At 31.8% G+C, this 17219-nt stretch carries 18 protein-coding genes; 10 read left to right on the plus strand and 8 right to left on the minus strand.

Annotated features, from left to right (window positions below; all coding sequences use genetic code 11):
- The first annotated feature begins 74 nt into the window (after positions 1 to 74).
- On the plus strand, positions 75 to 452 hold the full coding sequence (locus K7G76_RS08570; RefSeq protein WP_223033795.1) for a DUF1801 domain-containing protein: 378 nt from the start codon (positions 75 to 77) through the stop codon (positions 450 to 452).
- Here the strand turns inward: K7G76_RS08570 and K7G76_RS08575 are convergent.
- Genes K7G76_RS08575 through K7G76_RS08585 form a run of 3 tightly spaced genes read right to left on the minus strand, consistent with a single transcriptional unit; the run spans position 449 to position 2140 of the window.
- A complete protein-coding gene (locus K7G76_RS08575) occupies positions 449 to 916 on the minus strand; it encodes a GNAT family N-acetyltransferase (protein WP_223033796.1) in 468 nt (155 codons plus the stop codon). The genes K7G76_RS08570 and K7G76_RS08575 overlap by 4 nt on opposite strands.
- A gap of 9 nt (positions 917 to 925) precedes the next feature.
- Positions 926 to 1747, minus strand: a complete 822-nt coding sequence (kdsA, locus tag K7G76_RS08580) for a 3-deoxy-8-phosphooctulonate synthase (protein ID WP_223033797.1) — start codon at positions 1745 to 1747, stop codon at positions 926 to 928.
- Positions 1748 to 1780: 33 nt separating this feature from the next.
- Positions 1781 to 2140 carry a hypothetical protein gene (locus K7G76_RS08585; protein ID WP_223033798.1) on the minus strand — a complete coding sequence of 120 codons (360 nt, stop codon included), beginning with the start codon at positions 2138 to 2140 and terminating at the stop codon, positions 1781 to 1783.
- Between the two features lie 218 nt (positions 2141 to 2358).
- Between K7G76_RS08585 and typA the strand changes: the two genes are divergently transcribed.
- The 3 genes from typA to K7G76_RS08600 are packed head-to-tail and all read left to right on the plus strand — an operon-like array spanning position 2359 to position 5005.
- Entirely contained in the window at positions 2359 to 4158 is a 1800-nt protein-coding gene (gene typA, locus K7G76_RS08590) for a translational GTPase TypA (RefSeq protein ID WP_223033799.1), read from the plus strand.
- A gap of 35 nt (positions 4159 to 4193) precedes the next feature.
- Positions 4194 to 4748 carry a methyltransferase domain-containing protein gene (locus K7G76_RS08595; protein ID WP_223033800.1) on the plus strand — a complete coding sequence of 185 codons (555 nt, stop codon included), beginning with the start codon at positions 4194 to 4196 and terminating at the stop codon, positions 4746 to 4748.
- A gap of 14 nt (positions 4749 to 4762) precedes the next feature.
- Positions 4763 to 5005: a uroporphyrinogen decarboxylase gene (locus K7G76_RS08600; RefSeq protein ID WP_223033801.1), complete on the plus strand. Its 243-nt coding sequence runs from the start codon at positions 4763 to 4765 to the stop codon at positions 5003 to 5005.
- Here K7G76_RS08600 and K7G76_RS08605 read toward each other — a convergent pair.
- Positions 5002 to 6156, minus strand: coding sequence for a glycosyltransferase family 2 protein (locus K7G76_RS08605; protein ID WP_255572967.1), 1155 nt, complete (start codon positions 6154 to 6156; stop codon positions 5002 to 5004). The genes K7G76_RS08600 and K7G76_RS08605 overlap by 4 nt on opposite strands.
- Positions 6140 to 7423 (minus strand): hypothetical protein, encoded by a 1284-nt coding sequence (locus tag K7G76_RS08610; protein WP_223033802.1) that lies wholly within the window; start codon positions 7421 to 7423, stop codon positions 6140 to 6142. Before K7G76_RS08610 ends, K7G76_RS08605 begins: the two co-directional genes overlap by 17 nt.
- Positions 7424 to 7626: 203 nt before the next feature.
- Between K7G76_RS08610 and K7G76_RS08615 the strand changes: the two genes are divergently transcribed.
- Genes K7G76_RS08615 through K7G76_RS08625 form a run of 3 tightly spaced genes read left to right on the plus strand, consistent with a single transcriptional unit; the run spans position 7627 to position 10922 of the window.
- Positions 7627 to 8499, plus strand: coding sequence for a GNAT family N-acetyltransferase (locus tag K7G76_RS08615; protein WP_223033803.1), 873 nt, complete (start codon positions 7627 to 7629; stop codon positions 8497 to 8499).
- The gene (locus tag K7G76_RS08620; protein WP_223033804.1) at positions 8496 to 9596 is read left to right on the plus strand and encodes a DegT/DnrJ/EryC1/StrS family aminotransferase; all 1101 of its coding nucleotides are present in this window, start codon (positions 8496 to 8498) and stop codon (positions 9594 to 9596) included. The genes K7G76_RS08615 and K7G76_RS08620 overlap by 4 nt, the downstream gene beginning before the upstream one ends.
- Positions 9597 to 10922 (plus strand): O-antigen translocase, encoded by a 1326-nt coding sequence (locus K7G76_RS08625; RefSeq protein WP_223033805.1) that lies wholly within the window; start codon positions 9597 to 9599, stop codon positions 10920 to 10922. It begins immediately after the preceding gene.
- On the opposite strand, the gene K7G76_RS08630 is transcribed toward K7G76_RS08625, so the two are convergent.
- Positions 10919 to 12064: a glycosyltransferase gene (locus tag K7G76_RS08630; RefSeq protein ID WP_223033806.1), complete on the minus strand. Its 1146-nt coding sequence runs from the start codon at positions 12062 to 12064 to the stop codon at positions 10919 to 10921. The two genes, K7G76_RS08625 and K7G76_RS08630, sit on opposite strands and share 4 nt — an antisense overlap.
- A 137-nt stretch (positions 12065 to 12201) precedes the next feature.
- Here K7G76_RS08630 and K7G76_RS08635 point away from each other — a divergent pair, with 137 nt between their 5' ends.
- Both K7G76_RS08635 and K7G76_RS08640 read left to right on the plus strand, forming a co-directional pair.
- Positions 12202 to 13272 (plus strand): glycosyltransferase, encoded by a 1071-nt coding sequence (locus K7G76_RS08635; RefSeq protein WP_223033807.1) that lies wholly within the window; start codon positions 12202 to 12204, stop codon positions 13270 to 13272.
- Positions 13269 to 13685, plus strand: coding sequence for a sugar 3,4-ketoisomerase (locus tag K7G76_RS08640; RefSeq protein ID WP_223033808.1), 417 nt, complete (start codon positions 13269 to 13271; stop codon positions 13683 to 13685). The genes K7G76_RS08635 and K7G76_RS08640 overlap by 4 nt, the downstream gene beginning before the upstream one ends.
- Here K7G76_RS08640 and K7G76_RS08645 read toward each other — a convergent pair.
- Positions 13662 to 14609, minus strand: a complete 948-nt coding sequence (locus tag K7G76_RS08645) for a glycosyltransferase family 2 protein (protein ID WP_223033809.1) — start codon at positions 14607 to 14609, stop codon at positions 13662 to 13664. The two genes, K7G76_RS08640 and K7G76_RS08645, sit on opposite strands and share 24 nt — an antisense overlap.
- The gene (locus K7G76_RS08650; protein ID WP_223033810.1) at positions 14606 to 15499 is read right to left on the minus strand and encodes a glycosyltransferase family 2 protein; all 894 of its coding nucleotides are present in this window, start codon (positions 15497 to 15499) and stop codon (positions 14606 to 14608) included. Before K7G76_RS08650 ends, K7G76_RS08645 begins: the two co-directional genes overlap by 4 nt.
- Positions 15500 to 15606: 107 nt before the next feature.
- Here K7G76_RS08650 and K7G76_RS08655 point away from each other — a divergent pair, with 107 nt between their 5' ends.
- A complete protein-coding gene (locus K7G76_RS08655; protein ID WP_223033811.1) occupies positions 15607 to 17202 on the plus strand; it encodes a hypothetical protein in 1596 nt (531 codons plus the stop codon).
- Positions 17203 to 17219 lie beyond the last annotated feature (17 nt).

Here is a 17219-nt window from a genome sequence, read left to right on the forward strand (position 1 = left end):
GTAGTTTTGGTTGGTCATTTTCGATTAGTAATTTAGTAAATTCTTACAAATTATTACCAATTACATGCAACTAAATGAAACCTGTTGATGCCTATTTTTTAGAACAGAAAGAACCGTATCAGTCCATTATGTTATATGTTAGGCAGTTAATATTGAAAACGTTGCCCAATGTTCAAGAGCGGTATAGCTATAAAATTCCATTTTATAACATGGGGAAAAAACCTATGATTTATTTGAATGTTTTAAAAGGAACCGATTTTGTGGATGTGGCTTTTGTACAAGGCATTTTGTTGGAAAAAGATTTCCCTGAATTGCAAAACTATAACAATAGAAAACAGGTACGCTCTATTCAAATAAAGCATATTGAAGATTTGGATGAACAACGATTTGTTACTTTGTTGCATGCAGCAGCCAAACAATTGGAGCAAAGTAAAAAGGCTTGGTTTCTTTAGAGAGCTTTGGAAACTATGTAATTTTCAAAAATCACACCCTTGAGAACTTTTTTCTGTTTTTTAACGACATCGTAGTAGTGGTCTTCAAAAAATGGTAACGCCGTAATGCTAACATCAGATTTGATTTCATCAAAACCATCCATAATGACTTTGGATTCAATTATACGCAGTAATTTCGAAGCAATCCCTTGTCGCTGAAAGTCTTTATGAACAAACAAACCATCAAAATAATTGCCATTTTTTAAATAGGCAAATCCTACAATAGTGTCTTGGTTTACAGCAACTAAAAAGTATAATTTGTTAATGCGTTCTTCCCATTTTTGGGTGTCATTGGCACCAGTAGACCAAGTTTGTACCTGCTTCTCTGAGTAATGTTTTGAATTCACCTCACGAACGGTGTCCCGAAAAAGCATAGTTATCTCTGGAACATCGGCAACAGTGGCTTGACGGATTTCAATATCCATATCGATAGCTTATTTTAAGCTGTTAATGGTTTTTCTAATGGCCACAAGGTTTGAAAGTAAGCTTTCCAAATTATCCAAATGTAGCATATTGGCACCATCACTTTTGGCATTGGCTGGGTCAAAATGCGTTTCAATAAATAAACCATCTACATTATTAACCACACCAGCACGAGCAATGGTTTCAATCATATCTGGCCTACCACCAGTAACGCCAACCGATTGATTAGGTTGTTGCAATGAATGAGTAACATCTAAAATAGTTGGTGCATATTGACGCATTGTAGGTATCCCACGGAAATCTACAATCATATCTTGATAGCCAAACATGGTGCCTCTATCAGTTATCCAAGCTTTATCGCTACCAGAATCCTTAACTTTCTGAACGGCGTGTTTCATGGCTTCTGGACTCATAAATTGTCCTTTTTTTAAGTTGACAACCTTTCCGGTTTCTGCAGCAGCTACTACCAAATCAGTTTGACGAACCAGGAAAGCAGGAATTTGGAGTATATCAACATATTCAGCAGCCATTTTTGCATCAGATACTTCATGAATATCGGTTACCGTTGGGGTTTCAAAAGTTTCAGACACCTTGCGTAGAATTTTTAAAGCTTTTTCATCACCAATACCCGTGAAACTATCAATACGACTACGGTTGGCTTTTTTAAAACTACCTTTAAATACGTAAGGGATATGTAAATTGTTGGTTATTGAAATAATCTTTTCAGCAATACGCAGTGCCATGTCTTCACCTTCTATGGCACAAGGTCCAGCCAACAAGAAAAAATTATCACTATTGGTATGCATTAATTTTGGAACATCATTAAGATTCATAGCCTAAAAATTTAAGCCACAAAGATAGTTAAATTAAAATGCTTTTTTTAGACTGTTTCTAATCATCCATAACGCCATTAAAAAATTGGTGAATACAAAAATGCCACCATAAATAATAAAGGTTTTGGTTGAAGCTGAAATATCAACAATATTGAATAAGTCTGATAAATAAGCTAGAATAAGATAAGATGACAAACAAACAAAGACGATTCCCAACGAAAAGTTAAGCTGTTTATTGGGTTTTATCAATTGCCAAAGAAATGGGATGCCAAATAATAAAATGGGGTAAGCTGTTAAGCCTTCGCTTCTATTTACATTGGTAAACCAATAGGCTATTACAGCAATATAATATAGATAAGGGATAAATTTAGAGTATTTACTAATCAGTTTCATTGTGCTCAATTTAAAGGTTAAACATGTATTAAACATGAGTAAAAGGCCTTTGGTGGTTATGAGCTGGTTAGTAATGGCTATTTACTATTAATCAATTACTTAACGAAATATACTTATAAATCGTATAAAAGGAATATCTTATAACATATAATTAACTATAATTTAGTGTAATTGTTAAAATATAACGTACCTTTGCGCGCTTAAAATACGGCATCATTATGGCTAAAATTAAAAACATTGCAATTATTGCACACGTTGACCATGGTAAAACCACTTTGGTTGATAAAATTATGTACCATTGTCAGTTGTTCCGCGAGAACGAAAATACTGGTGACTTAATTCTTGATAATAACGATTTAGAACGTGAGAGAGGAATAACAATTACCTCAAAAAACGTTTCAGTAATTTATAAAGACACTAAAATTAATATCATTGATACACCTGGTCACGCCGATTTTGGTGGTGAGGTTGAGCGTGTGTTGAATATGGCAGATGGCGTATTGCTATTGGTTGATGCTTTTGAAGGTCCTATGCCTCAAACCCGTTTTGTGTTGCAAAAAGCTATTGATTTAGGCTTAAAACCTTGCGTAGTTGTCAATAAAGTTGATAAAGAAAATTGTACGCCAGATGAAGTACATGAAAAGGTGTTTGATTTAATGTTTGAGCTAGGAGCAGAGGAGTGGCAATTAGATTTTCCTACGGTCTATGGTTCAGCTAAAAACAATTGGATGAGTGAAGATTGGCAAAAGCCAACCGAGAATATCGAACCGTTGTTAGATATGGTCATCAACCATATTCCAGAACCAAAAATTGAAGAAGGGACTACACAGATGCTAATCACATCGTTAGATTTCTCATCATTTACAGGTCGTATTGCTATTGGACGTTTGACACGTGGTGAATTGAAAGTAAACCAAAATATTTCTTTGGTAAAGCGTGATGGAAGCGTTGTAAAGTCGAAAATTAAGGAGCTACACACCTTTGAAGGATTAGGTCGCAAAAAGGTTGAAGAAGTTAAAGCAGGAGATATCTGTGCAATTGTTGGTTTAGAAGGTTTTGAAATTGGTGATACGGTTGCCGATTGGGAAAACCCAGAAGGATTAAAAACCATTGCCATTGATGAACCAACCATGAGTATGTTGTTTACCATTAACGATTCGCCTTTCTTTGGAAAAGATGGGAAATATGTAACGTCAAGACACATTAAAGAACGTTTAACCAAGGAGTTGGAAAAGAATTTAGCGCTTCGTGTTGAAGAAACGGATAGTGCTGATAAATTTATGGTCTTTGGTCGTGGTGTTCTTCATTTATCGGTGTTGATTGAAACTATGCGTCGTGAAGGTTATGAATTACAAATTGGTCAGCCACAAGTAATTATTAAAGAAATTGATGGTGTAAAATGCGAACCTGTTGAAGAGATGACTATTGATTTGCCAGAGGAAGTTTCAGGTAAAGCTATAGAAATGGTAACCATGCGTAAAGGAGAAATGTTGAGTATGGAAGCCAAAGGAGATCGAATGGTTTGTGAATTTATTGTGCCTTCAAGGGGTATCATTGGTTTGCGTAACCAACTATTAACAGCTACTGCAGGTGAGGCTATTATGGCGCATCGTTTTAAAGAATATCAACCCTTAAAAGGTGGTATTCCTGAACGTCAAAACGGATCGTTGGTATCTATGGAAAAAGGTCAGGCTATTCCGTATTCTATTGATAAATTGCAGGAACGTGGTAAGTTTTTTGTTGATCCAGGTGAAGACATTTATGAAGGCCAAGTAATTGGTGAAAACTCACGAGGTGATGATATGGTTGTCAATGTTACCAAAACAAAAAAATTAAGTAACGTGCGTTCTGCAGGTGCTGATGATAAAGCTAAAATTGTACCTGCAATTAAGTTTTCGTTGGAGGAAGCATTGGAATATATACAAAAGGATGAATATGTAGAAGTGACACCAAAACATTTACGATTGCGTAAAATTTTATTGACCGAAGTTGAGCGAAAGCGTAATAAAAATATCTAAATACTTAAGTTTCGAAAACGTCATATATTCGTAAAGTGAAGTTTTTAGATCGAGTTTTAAGAAATTGGCGTGTTCGAAAATGCTTGCCTTATATTAATTCAAACGATAAAGTTTTAGATATAGGCTGTTTTGATGGTTATTTGTTTAAAGAACTGGTTGGAAAGCCTATTAAGAACAGTATTGGGATTGATCCATTGATAGAGAAAACTATTCAGGAAGGTAATTATATTTTAATTAAAGGTAAATTTCCCTCCGATTTACCAAAAAATGAGCGGTTTGATTGCATTACAATGCTTGCAGTATTGGAGCATTTGCCTCAAGCTGTTCAAAATAAAATTAGTGGTGACTTCTATAATTATCTAAATTCAAAAGGACGGATAATAATTACAGTGCCTTCTCCTTTTGTAGATAAAATTCTTTGGGTACTATCTAAATTGAGATTGATTGATGGTATGTCTTTAGAAGAACATTATGGTTTTGAAGTAAAACAGGTGCCTGAAATTTTTGATTCTACAAGATATAAGCTTTTAAAGCATAAAAAATTTCAATTGGGATTAAATAATCTATTTGTTTTCGAGAGAAAAAATTAAATCTATTCATAAAAATGGAAATATTTGAAATTACAGGAGTAGAGTTAGTTGGATATTCGGCTTCGCTTATGGTATTACTGTCTTTTACAATGAAAGATGTAAAAAAGCTTCGTTTGGTAAATATAATAGGTTGTTTGTTGTTTATTATTTATGGTTTTTTGATGCCAACATTGCGTGTTGGACTGCCTATAATTATTGCCAACTTTGCCATATGTATGGTGAATTGCTATTATCTTTTGAAGGTAAAAAGGGTCTAATTATTCTTTAACCCAAGAATACTAAAAAACAAACTAAATAATATTGCCTGGATTCCAAGTTGTAATGCTATTACTGCTGGTATAACAATTTTTAAAGTTGTATTTGTATTCAGTGCACCGAAGTCTTTACCCTCCCATATTAGAACTCCTTTAATACTTAAGAGAATGCCGCAAACAAGCAATGAAAAACCAACTATTAAACCTTTTTCAAGATTTATATATTTGAAAATTTTAGAATATCTTTTTGATTTAGGGAGGAGTCCGTTTTCAACGGCAAAAATTTTTGTTAGCCCGAAAAAAATAACAAATTGTAGCCCAATTAGTAAAAAAGTAGAAGTATAAAGTAAGGTGTGGATGTCAAGAGTGAATTTTTTAAACTCTAAAGGGTTGAAAATTAATATTGTAGATAAGATGAAGCCAATTATTACAAGTATAATACCTGGGTATAGAAACAACCAATTTGGAGCATAGAGCATTAAAAAACGCAAATGCCTCCAACCATCACTCCAAGTATTTAAGTGTGGCTTACGAGTTCTTCCATCAGGCTTTAGTGTTGTAGGGACTTCTGTTATTGAAAGATTATTAAGTTTGGCCTTCACAATCATTTCAGAAGCAAATTCCATTCCTGTTGTTTTTAAATCCATTTTAGCATAGGCTTCTTTAGAAAAACCACGGAGCCCACAATGAAAATCTCCGATATTTGTCTTGTAAAAAAGGCGTCCTAAAAAGGATAATACTGGATTTCCTAAATATTTATGAAGGAATGGCATAGCTCCTTTTTCTATGCCTCCTTTAAACCGATTTCCCATTACTAAATCAAAACCATTTCGGAGCTGTTCTAAAAACGGTTGTAATTTTTCAAAGTCATAGCTGTCATCAGCATCAGCCATAATGATATAGGTGCCCGAAGCCACTTCAATACCACCTCGTAAAGCATTTCCGTAACCTTTGTTTTTTACATTAATAACTTTGGCTTGTAATTTTTCAGCGATTTTTTGAGAACCATCAACACTTCCATTGTCTGCGACAATAACTTCTCCAACAACGTTATGTTTGTTTAAAAAACTGAACGATTTTCTAATACATGTTTGTAAGGTTTCAGCTTCATCTAAACAAGGCATTACAATAGATAATTCAAGTTTGTTTCTCATGTTTAGTCAATCGAATTAAAATTAAAAATATTAAATAAAACAAAGCAAAATTATAGAATAAGTACCGCATTATGGAATGACTGGCAAATACAACAATTACAGCATTAGACAAAATCAACGAAGAGAACAAAAATAGGTAAGAATATCGAAAGTCAGAAGTGGTAATTATTTTAAAGCCACTAAATATTAGCGTTATCATTATAAAGAATAAAATAAAAGGGGATTTAAAGCTGTGTATTAAATTACTGTAATAAAGTCTTATCCATTCTTTGAAATTATTTTTTATAAGTATTGGAGCAATATCCTTGCATGTGTTTTCAATAGCAATTCTAGCCTCAACAATGCTATAACCTTTGTCTACATAAAATTTTGTGCCTCTGTCGTGTAAAGTATAATTACAGATATTCCCTAGGTTATTGTGAAAGTGTTGGTAATAATCCTTATATGAATTTCTTTTTTTGCTTGAAAGCAACCAATTGTTATCATTGATAAATGTATAACAATCTTCAAAAATTTGTTTATCATCTTTACTGTTGATGAAATTAATGTCTTCCGACTTGCTTACATAAAAAGCAGAGCCTGAAACACAAAGGTAAGTGAAAGGAGTAGAAACAAAAACACCATCTTTTAGTAAATGATATGTTTTGTCCATTATTAAAACTGCCAAGGGTAATAAACAGAGCAATATTATTCTTTTTACATGCAGTTTACATATTATTTGTTTTTTAAAAATTAAAATATAAGAGGTTAAAATTAGTAATGGTAGTATTATAAATTGACCACGCGTTAAAATAAGTATTGTTAGATTAGTTAATATGAAATAAAATGCTCTTGAAGTATTTTGACTAAAAAAATATAGGACAGAACTTAAAAACAAGAGATATAACGGATAGCTTAACCCTTCTGAACTAATATTGTTTGCAATTAAAAGTGGTTTAAAAAAGGGGAAAATTAAAATGACAAACAAAAACAATTTTTCTATCCATTTAAGCTGAAAAATTTTAGAAGCAATTTTAAAGAAAACATGAATGCCTATTAAGCTTATTAGTAATTGAATAGCAACAATTACAAAATCAAAATAAACTCCAGAAACAAATTGTAAGAACTTTGTAAATATTGGGTAGCCGGGCGATCGATATATATTGGCATTAATGTAACTGTATGTGTCAGGAGAATAGATTGCACCTTGAAAAATAAAAAAGAAAAAAATAAGTAGATAACTTATAACTAATAAATAGTTTTCAATACTTAATCCTTTTATTTTCATAAGCTGTAAATATAAAATATTGAATTGAAAAAAGAACCAACAATAAAAATTATTGTATTTTGGAGACTTGTAAAAACAGGTACTAAAAACACATTTTTTTGAGCTTATTTACAGTAAAACCTTACCACATTAATTATAAAAGTCTATGGAACAATTATGTTGCAACTTCCAAAAACGCAACATTTTTGTTTAATCGCCATTTTATGGATTATCATAAAGATCGTTTTCAAGATGCTTCTGTTATGGTTTTTAAAAATGATAGGGTAGTAGCTTTATTTCCCGCTAACCAAGTTGACCAAACCATTTATTCACATCAAGGGTTAACATATGGTGGACTTATTCTGAATTCTAAACTAAAGCTTCAAGCAGTTATAGAAATTTTTAAATTGGTTTTGGAATACTATCAAAGCCAAGGATTTATTGATTTGGAGATAAAAATCATGCCGAATATTTATAGTGATTTGCCGAGTGATGAATTGTTATACTTAACGTTTTTGTTAGACGCCAAATTAATTAAACGAGATACGTTATCTGTAATTAAGTTGGATAACAGATTAAAATATAATAAAGATAGAAATGATGGCGTTAAACGTGCTGAAAAACATAATTTAACAATAAAGGAAGATGATGTGTTTGACGTATTTTGGAACGATATTTTAATTCCTAATTTACTAGACAAGCATAACGTGAGTCCGGTTCATTCACTTGAAGAGATTAAATTATTGAAACAGCATTTTCCTAACAATATCAAACAGTATAATGTGTATCACGGCAATAAAGTTGTAGCTGGAACAACTATTTTTATTACAAAACATGTGGCACATTCGCAATATATTTCAGCTAACACAGATAAAAACAGTTTGGGAAGTTTAGATTTTTTGCACAATCATTTGTTAAATGGTGTTTTTAAGGACAAACGTTATTTTGATTTTGGTATTTCCAATGAAGATCAGGGAAGGAAAATTAATTTGGGACTACAATATTGGAAAGAAGGATTTGGGGCAAGAACAGTTGTTCAAGATTTTTATACAATACCAATTGCTAATTTTAAAATGTTAGATAACGTATTGTCATGATAAAGTTTTTAGATGTTCAAGCCATAAATGCAAGATTTGAAGACCAGTTTAATTTAAAATTTAATGAGGTTTTAAAATCGGGACATTATATATTGGGTAACGAGGTGAAGCTCTTTGAGCAACGTTTTGCTGAATATTGTGGAGTGCCACATGGCGTTGCTACAAGTTCAGGGTTAGATGCTTTACTATTAATTTTTAAGGCATACATAAATTTAGGGAAGCTTAAAAAAGGAGATGAGGTTATAGTGCCAGCCAATACATATATTGCAAGCATTTTATCAGTTATTCATTCGGGTTTAAAACCTGTTTTTGTGGAACCTAATCCAAAAACCTTTAATATTTCTGACGAAATAATTGAAAAACATATTTCAAGCAAAACCCAAGCTATTTTAGCGGTACATCTTTATGGACAGTTGGCAAATATGAAAGCTATAAACGTCATAGCTAAAAAACATAACTTATTGGTTGTAGAAGATGCTGCCCAAGCTCATGGTGCAATTGACGTAAATGGAAAAAAAGCGGGTAATTTAGGACATGCAGCAGCCTTTAGTTTTTACCCAAGCAAAAATTTAGGAGCATTAGGCGATGCGGGAGCCGTTACAACTGATGATGAAGTTTTAGCTGAAAAGATTACCGAATTGCGTAATTATGGCTCAAAAGAAAAGTATGTAAATTTAAGTCTAGGTTTTAATAATCGCATGGACGAAATTCAAGCTGCTTTTTTAAATGTAAAACTATCAGAGTTGGATGCCGATAATTTCAGAAGACGAGAAATCGCCCGAAAATTTATTAGTGGTATTACTAATTTAAAGGTGCAATTGCCATATTATGATAATTCAGACAACCATGTCTTTCATGTTTTTGTAGTGATGGTGGACCATCGTGATAGGTTTATGGACTATTTAAAGAAAAATGGTATAGAAACCTTGATTCATTACCCAATTGCTCCACATAAACAAAAAGCTTTGGCAGCCTATGGCCATTTAAGCTTGCCTATAACTGAAAAAATACATGACCAAGTTGTGAGTGTACCTATAAGTCCTGTTATGACTGATGCTGAAGTAGTTCAAATTATAAATACAATAAATGCCTACTAATTGAAAAAGTTTCTAAAGTACATAAATAATAATGTTTTAATAAAAGTAGCCTCTTTAAATTCAGCCTCTGTAGCTACAAAAATTATAGCAGGATTTTTAACTTCAAAGGCCATTGCATTGTTTGTTGGTCCGGCAGGGTTGGCATTAATTGGAAATTTAAGAGATTTTTTAAGATCTGCACAGTCTGTCGCTACTCTTGGTTTTTATAACGGATTGGTAAAATATATAGCTGAATTTAAGAACAATACTCTTGAATTGAGTAGAACTATTTCAACAGTTTTTTACATAGGTTTTATCTCAACTGTTTTAGTGTCGTTCCTTTGCTATTTTAATGCAGAGTACATAAATGACTTGATATTTTCTTATTATAATGATTATGCCTATGTGATAAAAATAGTAGCTATAGCCTTGCCATTTTACGCATTGAACATGTTTACGTTTGGTATTTTAAATGGTTTTTCTAAATATAAGATTCTCATAATAATTAATATTATTGGTCAAATTTTAGGTTTGTCTGTTACTATATTATTAATCTATAAAGAACGTATTGATGGAGCCTTAATTTCGGTTGCCATTTCTGAATCACTAATATTTTTAATCACACTTGTTGGTGTAGCCAACCAACGCAGTTTAATACCTTTATTACAGGTAAAACATATAAGCTTTAATTATCTTAAAAAATTAAGCTCCTTTTCTGTTATGGCTATTTTTTCGGCTATTTTATTGCCAATTGTTGCTTTAGCTATTAGAAGCTATATTATTGAAAGTAATGATAATGAAGTTATAGGGATGCAAGAAGCTGGTTATTGGGAAGCCATGAACAGAATTTCTAAATACTATTTAATGTTTGTCTCGTCTTTATTAACGCTATATATTTTGCCTCGATTCTCTGAAATAGATAATGTTAAGGAATTTAGAAGTGAAGTTTTTAATTTCTATAAAACCATAATTCCAATTTTCGGTGCTGGCTTATTGGTAATATATTTATTAAGGCGTTTTATTGTTGCCTTGGTGTTTTCAGAAGAGTTTGAACCTGTTCAAGAGTTGTTCTTATGGCAGTTGTTGGGCGATTTTGTAAAAGTGCTTTCCATAGTCATTGCGTATCAATTTTTAGCTAAAAAAATGTTTTGGCATTATATTATAACCGAAGCTTTTTCAGTAATAATACTATACTTTATGAGTATATATTTTATAGATATTTATGGTGTAAAAGGAGCAAATATTGCACACTTTGTAACTTATGTTCTCTATTATGGATTAATACTGTTAATATTTAGTACATCGCTGTTTGGTGTGATACCTGAAGAACATGATGTTGAAGATTAAATAGAATTAGCTTCCCAGGTTTTTAAATACTGTTTAGCAATTGTTATATAATGGTGTTCTCGTTCAATAAATGCACGAGCATTTTTAGAGATTTCTAAAATTTTATTAGGGTTTTCAATCAGCCACGACAGTTTCTTTACTAGGGCTTCAGTTTCTGGAAGTGCATTTATTGCCACTGTATTTTCTTCTAAATTATAATAATCTAACCATTCTTGTTCTGCGCCAGTAAAAACCACTTTGCCTTTAGCCATGGCTTCTAATGCATTATAGCCTTGGTCATACGCATACACTTGATCGAGAACTATGTGAGCTTTATTAAAGGCTTCAATGTATTGTGCGTATGGTAAATCTTCAGTGCGTAATATGATAACTTGGTCAGGGTATTTATGTTGTATTTGCTGTAAAGCTTCATCAAAAAAAACATTCCCTTTTTTTATATAATTTTTAGAATTTACACCATGAAAAACAATTATTTTACCTTTAATTTCTAATGGCGTGAACTCTAATTTTTCAATGTTTATAGGGTTTGGTATTAAGCCTAAATATTTCTTGTGGTTTTTTAATGGGATGTGGTAATCTAAATCAGAAGCGATGATACCTTTTATGTTTTTGAAAATAAAGTCATGAAGCCCCTTATAAATTTGAGTTGAATATTTTAGTACATACCAAAAATCTCTTCTTAAAATTTTATTTTCAAAATAGGGACTCAAAATGGAATATTTGAACTTTTTGTCCAAAGCAAATTGAACACTTAAATAATCAGCACCACAGGACATTAGAAAAACATTTTTATTATTATTAAAAATATGATCTAATAATTCTTTTTCAACTTTGGGCATCGTATTAAATGCATTTTCATTAATTAATTGAACATAATCGTAGTTGGATATTTGTGATTTTAAATGTAATACTTGACGTTTAATGGCTTTGGAAGTTAGGTCTATTCTGGAAATTTTATAAACAGCCTTTTTTATAAAAAGACCAAAACCGGTTGTAAACGGTTGGCGAATATTAATATCTACAGGATAATCTTTAAAGTCATCTCCCGAACCAACAATTACAACTTCATGTCCAAGTTTTTGTAAACCTTCCTTTAGTGAATTATGTAAACGGCTATATTCGCCTATCAATAATATTCTCATTAATTAATGTTTGGATGAAAACTTTTGTGGTTAAAAGTAACTTAATTCATCTTAATTTAATAGCATTGTCTGCATTTACTATATTTGACTATTAAATTTTTAATTTGACTGGTAACCCTAAAAAAGTTTGTCTTGTAGTGTCTTCATTAGGAAAAGGAGGCGCCCAGCGAGCTGCTGCGATGCAGTCGGTAATGCTTTCAAATTTGGGATATGATGTTCATATAGTTACTGTCTTTTCTGATATTTTTTACGATTACCAAGGAACATTATTTAATTTAGGATTATATAAGTCTGATAAAAATAGTGTGCTTAATAGGTTGAAGCGATTGATGAAGTTTAAACGCTATCTTAAACATGAGGATTTTGACTTTATTATAGACCATAGATCTCGAGTTCAATGGTATAGAGAATTATTGATTACCAAGGCTATTTACATAAAGCCTACTATATACGTAATTCATTCTTTTGAAAAGTCTATAATGTTTACAAAGTACGATTGGCTTAATAGGTATTTATACAAGAATGAAATTATGGTTGGGGTTTCTGAAATGATTGCAAACTATTATAGGAACTATTTTCAATTAAATCATATTTATACTATAACGAATGCTGTTAATTTTGAGAAAATAAAAAAGCTTGCTGATGAAAAAGAAGATGAAACTATTTCGAATAGGCCATATATTTTATACTATGGCAGATTAGACAATCATTCCAAAAATTTAAACCTGTTATTGGAAGCATTTAAACAATCTGAAGTTATTAATGAAAATATTGACTTATTTTTAATTGGTAATGGCCCGGACAAAGAGCAATTAAGGCAACGCGCCATTAGTTTAGAGATAGAGAAATCGGTTAAATTTATACCCCAATTAAAAAATCCTTTTCCGTTTGTTAAAGGAGCTGTTTTTACGGTTTTAACAAGTGCTTTTGAAGGTTTTCCTCTTGTTTTATTAGAGTCATTATCTTTAGGCACACCGGTTATTTCAGTTGACTGTGAATCTGGACCCAAAGAAATTATTAAACACGAATACAATGGTTTGTTAGTTGAAAATTTTAATACTAAAGCTCTAGCTGATGCTATGAATAGTTTTATATTTGATAACGAATTATATGTATTGTGTAAAGGGAACACCAAAAAAAGTGTTCAAAAATATTCAGAAAATGAAACTGCTAGAAAATGGCAAACTTTGTTAAATTCAATTAAATGACTGGAAATTTGAACGACATAAAATTTATTGAGATTCCCAAAATTCAAGACCCTAGAGGTAATTTAGCGGTAATAGAAAAAGATGTCATTCCGTTTAAAATTAAGCGTGTGTATTATTTGTTTGATGTCCCCAGTAATGCCTATAGAGGTGGCCACGCTCATAAAAACTTAAAACAAGTGCTAATTGCCTTGAGTGGTAGTTTTGATGTTATTTTGGATGATGGCAATAATCGTAAAGTAATTACACTTAATAAACCTGATAAAGCATTGGTTATTCCTACAGGGATTTGGCGGGAGTTAGAAAATTTTTCATCTGGTTCGGTCTGCTTGTCGTTAGCTTCAGATGAGTTTGATGAAGATGACTATATAAGAGATTACGACACTTTTATTTCAATGAAAAGGGGTGAAATCTAATTTGTTTTTCCTTAATAAGTACTGTAATTGTTTTATTAGTTTTAAGGTATTTGTATTTCTAGACATTAAAAAGCGTTGCTTTCTGTTCAGTGAGTCAGGATTTATTTTGTTAAAATAATTTTCGGCCTGAACATCATTTCCAGTCAACTTATATTGCATGCCAATAGCAAAGCGATTGATATCTAAATACCTTTTGAGTGAAGGGTTGTTTTTTGTAAATACTTCGTAAGCATCCAAGTTTATAAAATTTCTCAAGTGAGTTTTTGAATTGGATATCCTATTTTCAGCTTTCAGATTATGAATGGAAGAAACTGAATTGTATAGTGCTACAGGATATTGTAAGGCGATGCGAATCCACAAATCTGTATCTTCACCTGCACCTAAAGTTATAGCTTCGTCAAATCCGTTTAAGGTTTTTAAAACTTCTTTTGGCACCATTACCGCAGAGGTCCAAGCAATAGAATTTTTAAAGCTGGATTCAAAATAGTCTGTAACAATTCCCATCCAGTTTTCATCATTTGGAATATTGTTGAAAACCGCTGGAGAAGAAAACGATTTATATTGTTTTTCATAAGCCGCACAGTATAATCCACAATTTGGAAATTGGTTTTGAAGTAAATTGAGGTTTTCAAGATGGTTGGGTTTCCATATATCATCAGCATCTAAAAAGGCAACATACTCTGCAACTGCTTTAGAAATGCCATAATTACGAGCTGCTGAAACACCTTGGTTTTTTGTGGTGTAAACATGTATTCTATTGTCGTTAATTGAGTTCACAACATGAAGGCTATTATCTGTTGAGCCATCATTTATAATTATGATTTCAAAATCGTTAAAGGATTGATTTAAAGCAGAAACCAATGTTTGCTTAATTACATTGGCCTTATTATAAAGTGGGATAATTATGGATATTCTTGGTGTCATGTATTAGATTTAATTCTGCAAAAATAACCTAAACGGTACAAATCGAATACGAATAAGTTAGGGCTTTTGCTATTTAACAAATGACTTTCAATGGCTTTATTTAAAAATCCAATTAGTTTTCCATACAGGCTGGAGAGGCCAAAAAATTGAAGTTTGTTGTACGCTTTAATCAAACGGATTTCAGAATTGTTAATTTGATTGGTAGTATACAATTGTAGAAGTGTTTGTAGGGCTTTTTTGGTTTTATTCAAGTAGTCTGCATTATCATCAATGCCTAAATGATAAACTTCATTATCAACATGTAAAATGTGGATGTGTTGAGACTTAAGCTTTACTCCAAATACATAATCTAAACCGTAGGTATTTTCCAAGATAGAAGCATTTGTCTTTAAAAAAAGCGATTTTTGCATCATAAAATTTGCAGAACATATTACTCTGTAAGGATGTGCGTTTCTCTTCTTGGCATCAACAACTTCGCGTTTACTACCAAAAGTATACCGTAAAGCATTATTTTTACTATAGCTACTTTTGCTATAAGCAATACCTCCAAAAACGGCTTTGTAAGGTTCGTTGATTAAGCTTATATATTGGGTTAAAAAAGCATCATTTTTGGGCATAACATCAGCATCTAAAAACAATAACCAATTATACTGTGCCCTTTCGGCGAGTTCTTGTCTAGTTTCTGTTCTACCTTTATTGGTTTGGCGTTCAATAAACTTGCATTGAGCTAATGAATTTATGTTTTTGTTATCGGGGTTTAGTTTGGATTTAGAGCCATCATCAATACAAATAATTTCAAAAATAATATCAGATTTAACAGCCCGTCTCACGAGGTTCTCTACCAAAGGATAAACGTTGTAATTGTATGTAGGTATTAAAATTGAAAGCATAAAGTAATTCGCGCCAAGCATTCAAAGCTAATCAATAATTAGCAGTTTTGAGAATTCTTAATCAAGTTTAAATCGGTATTGGTATAGTAATTGTAATTTAGGGATTTATGAAACAGATTTTTCTTCTTTTTATATTAAGCTTTGCAAGTGTTTTTGGGTTTGCCCAAAAATCATATCATGTGTTTCCTAAAGATGTTAAATCAAATCCTGGTTCATCTATGGGAAATGGTTCATTACATAACCCATGGGATTTACAAACGGCTTTAAACCAAAAACCAGAACGGGTAAATGGAGGTGATACCATTTGGTTGCATGAAGGTGTTTATAATGGGCGTTTTATTAGTAGGCTTAAAAGTACTATAGACGGAAAACAAATTATGGTATCGTCATATAAAAATGAACAGGTCGTTTTAAACGGGAATGTGAATTCTGACCAAAAGGAAGTTTTGGCTGTATATTCTCAAGGCGTTACATTTCAGAATTTTGAAGTTACTTGGTTGGGTAATTTTTCAAGGGTTGAAAAAGATGAAGCATTTCAACGTTCTGATGGGATAAATCATTATTCAGGCAGAAATTGTAAATTCATAGGTATAAGAATATATAATAACCCTGGATCAGGATTTGGTTCTTGGAAACAAACGAGTAATGCCATAATTGAAAATTGCATCATATATAAAAATGGATTTATGACCGATAGACGCGGAAGAGGTGTAGGAATATATATTCAAAATGCTTCAAACGATATGCGCATTGTTAAGGGTAATATCATTTTTAATAACTATTATAAGGGTGTTGAGATTTGGTCAGCTTCACGAAAGGCTAAAAACGAGTATGTCAAAAATGTGAGTTTTGAGGAAAATATTCTTTTTAATAACGGACTGATTTCTGGGAAATTTAGAGATAATTTAATAGTAGCGACCGATGATGTTACCAAAGTTAATATTGCCAAAAATATTGTTATAAAGAATAACATATTCTATCACAATGTATCACTTACAAAAGCCATAGAAGGTACAGAAGCACCATCATTATCTATAGGATTTAATCCAAAGGCACCAGTTAAAGATATTGTAGTGGAAAATAATGTCATTATTGGTAGAAAAGATGCCGTTCGTTTTTTAAGTGTCGAATCCATTATATTCAATAACAACAGGGTTTATAGTGGTTATATACGGTTTTACAAACAAAACTTGGAACATCTTAAAAATAAGACTTGGACATTTGCCAACAATATATATTACACCCGTAGACCACAACCTATGCGAATTCAAAGTTATCAGGATTATAACTTAAAGCAATGGTATGATGCTTATGGTCTGGATGAAAACTCAAAATGGCAACACTTTAAAGATTTTGAGCCTAACAAATTTGTTAATATTAATAAGAATGGAGATTTAAATAATACGTTTCACGTTGCATTATTCAACGTTAATGAAACTGACATGGAAGTAGATTTTAGCACTTATAATTTGCCTAAAAATGTAAAGTATACCATTCGTGATGTTGAAGATTATAATACGATAATGTCTCAAGGAATTCTGGATCAGTCGTTAAAAATTAAAATCCCTATGCAAGTTGAGCGCTACCCTAGTAAAACACTAAGCAATTTTGGGGTTTTTGTTGTGAATTTTGAAATAGAAGAGAAGGTTGAGGGAAAGCACAACAATTTTTTTAAACGAATTATGGGCTGGTTAGGCCTTTAGTTGAATACTTGTTAATC

The sequence above is a fragment of the Hanstruepera marina genome, assembly GCF_019880635.1.
Taxonomy (GTDB): domain Bacteria; phylum Bacteroidota; class Bacteroidia; order Flavobacteriales; family Flavobacteriaceae; genus Hanstruepera; species Hanstruepera marina.

Bases quoted from the DNA above. Each gene is read 5' to 3' on its own strand.
- K7G76_RS08570 (WP_223033795.1), top strand. From the start codon at position 75: ATGAAACCTGTTGATGCCTATTTTTTAGAACAGAAAGAACCGTATCAG.
- K7G76_RS08575 (WP_223033796.1), bottom strand. From the start codon at position 916: ATGGATATTGAAATCCGTCAAGCCACTGTTGCCGATGTTCCAGAGATA.
- kdsA (WP_223033797.1), bottom strand. From the start codon at position 1,747: ATGAATCTTAATGATGTTCCAAAATTAATGCATACCAATAGTGATAAT.
- K7G76_RS08585 (WP_223033798.1), bottom strand. From the start codon at position 2,140: ATGAAACTGATTAGTAAATACTCTAAATTTATCCCTTATCTATATTAT.
- typA (WP_223033799.1), top strand. From the start codon at position 2,359: ATGGCTAAAATTAAAAACATTGCAATTATTGCACACGTTGACCATGGT.
- K7G76_RS08600 (WP_223033801.1), top strand. From the start codon at position 4,763: ATGGAAATATTTGAAATTACAGGAGTAGAGTTAGTTGGATATTCGGCT.
- K7G76_RS08605 (WP_255572967.1), bottom strand. From the start codon at position 6,156: ATGAGAAACAAACTTGAATTATCTATTGTAATGCCTTGTTTAGATGAA.
- K7G76_RS08610 (WP_223033802.1), bottom strand. From the start codon at position 7,423: ATGAAAATAAAAGGATTAAGTATTGAAAACTATTTATTAGTTATAAGT.
- K7G76_RS08615 (WP_223033803.1), top strand. From the start codon at position 7,627: ATGGATTATCATAAAGATCGTTTTCAAGATGCTTCTGTTATGGTTTTT.
- K7G76_RS08620 (WP_223033804.1), top strand. From the start codon at position 8,496: ATGATAAAGTTTTTAGATGTTCAAGCCATAAATGCAAGATTTGAAGAC.
- K7G76_RS08630 (WP_223033806.1), bottom strand. From the start codon at position 12,064: ATGAGAATATTATTGATAGGCGAATATAGCCGTTTACATAATTCACTA.
- K7G76_RS08640 (WP_223033808.1), top strand. From the start codon at position 13,269: ATGACTGGAAATTTGAACGACATAAAATTTATTGAGATTCCCAAAATT.
- K7G76_RS08645 (WP_223033809.1), bottom strand. From the start codon at position 14,609: ATGACACCAAGAATATCCATAATTATCCCACTTTATAATAAGGCCAAT.
- K7G76_RS08650 (WP_223033810.1), bottom strand. From the start codon at position 15,499: ATGCTTTCAATTTTAATACCTACATACAATTACAACGTTTATCCTTTG.
- K7G76_RS08655 (WP_223033811.1), top strand. From the start codon at position 15,607: ATGAAACAGATTTTTCTTCTTTTTATATTAAGCTTTGCAAGTGTTTTT.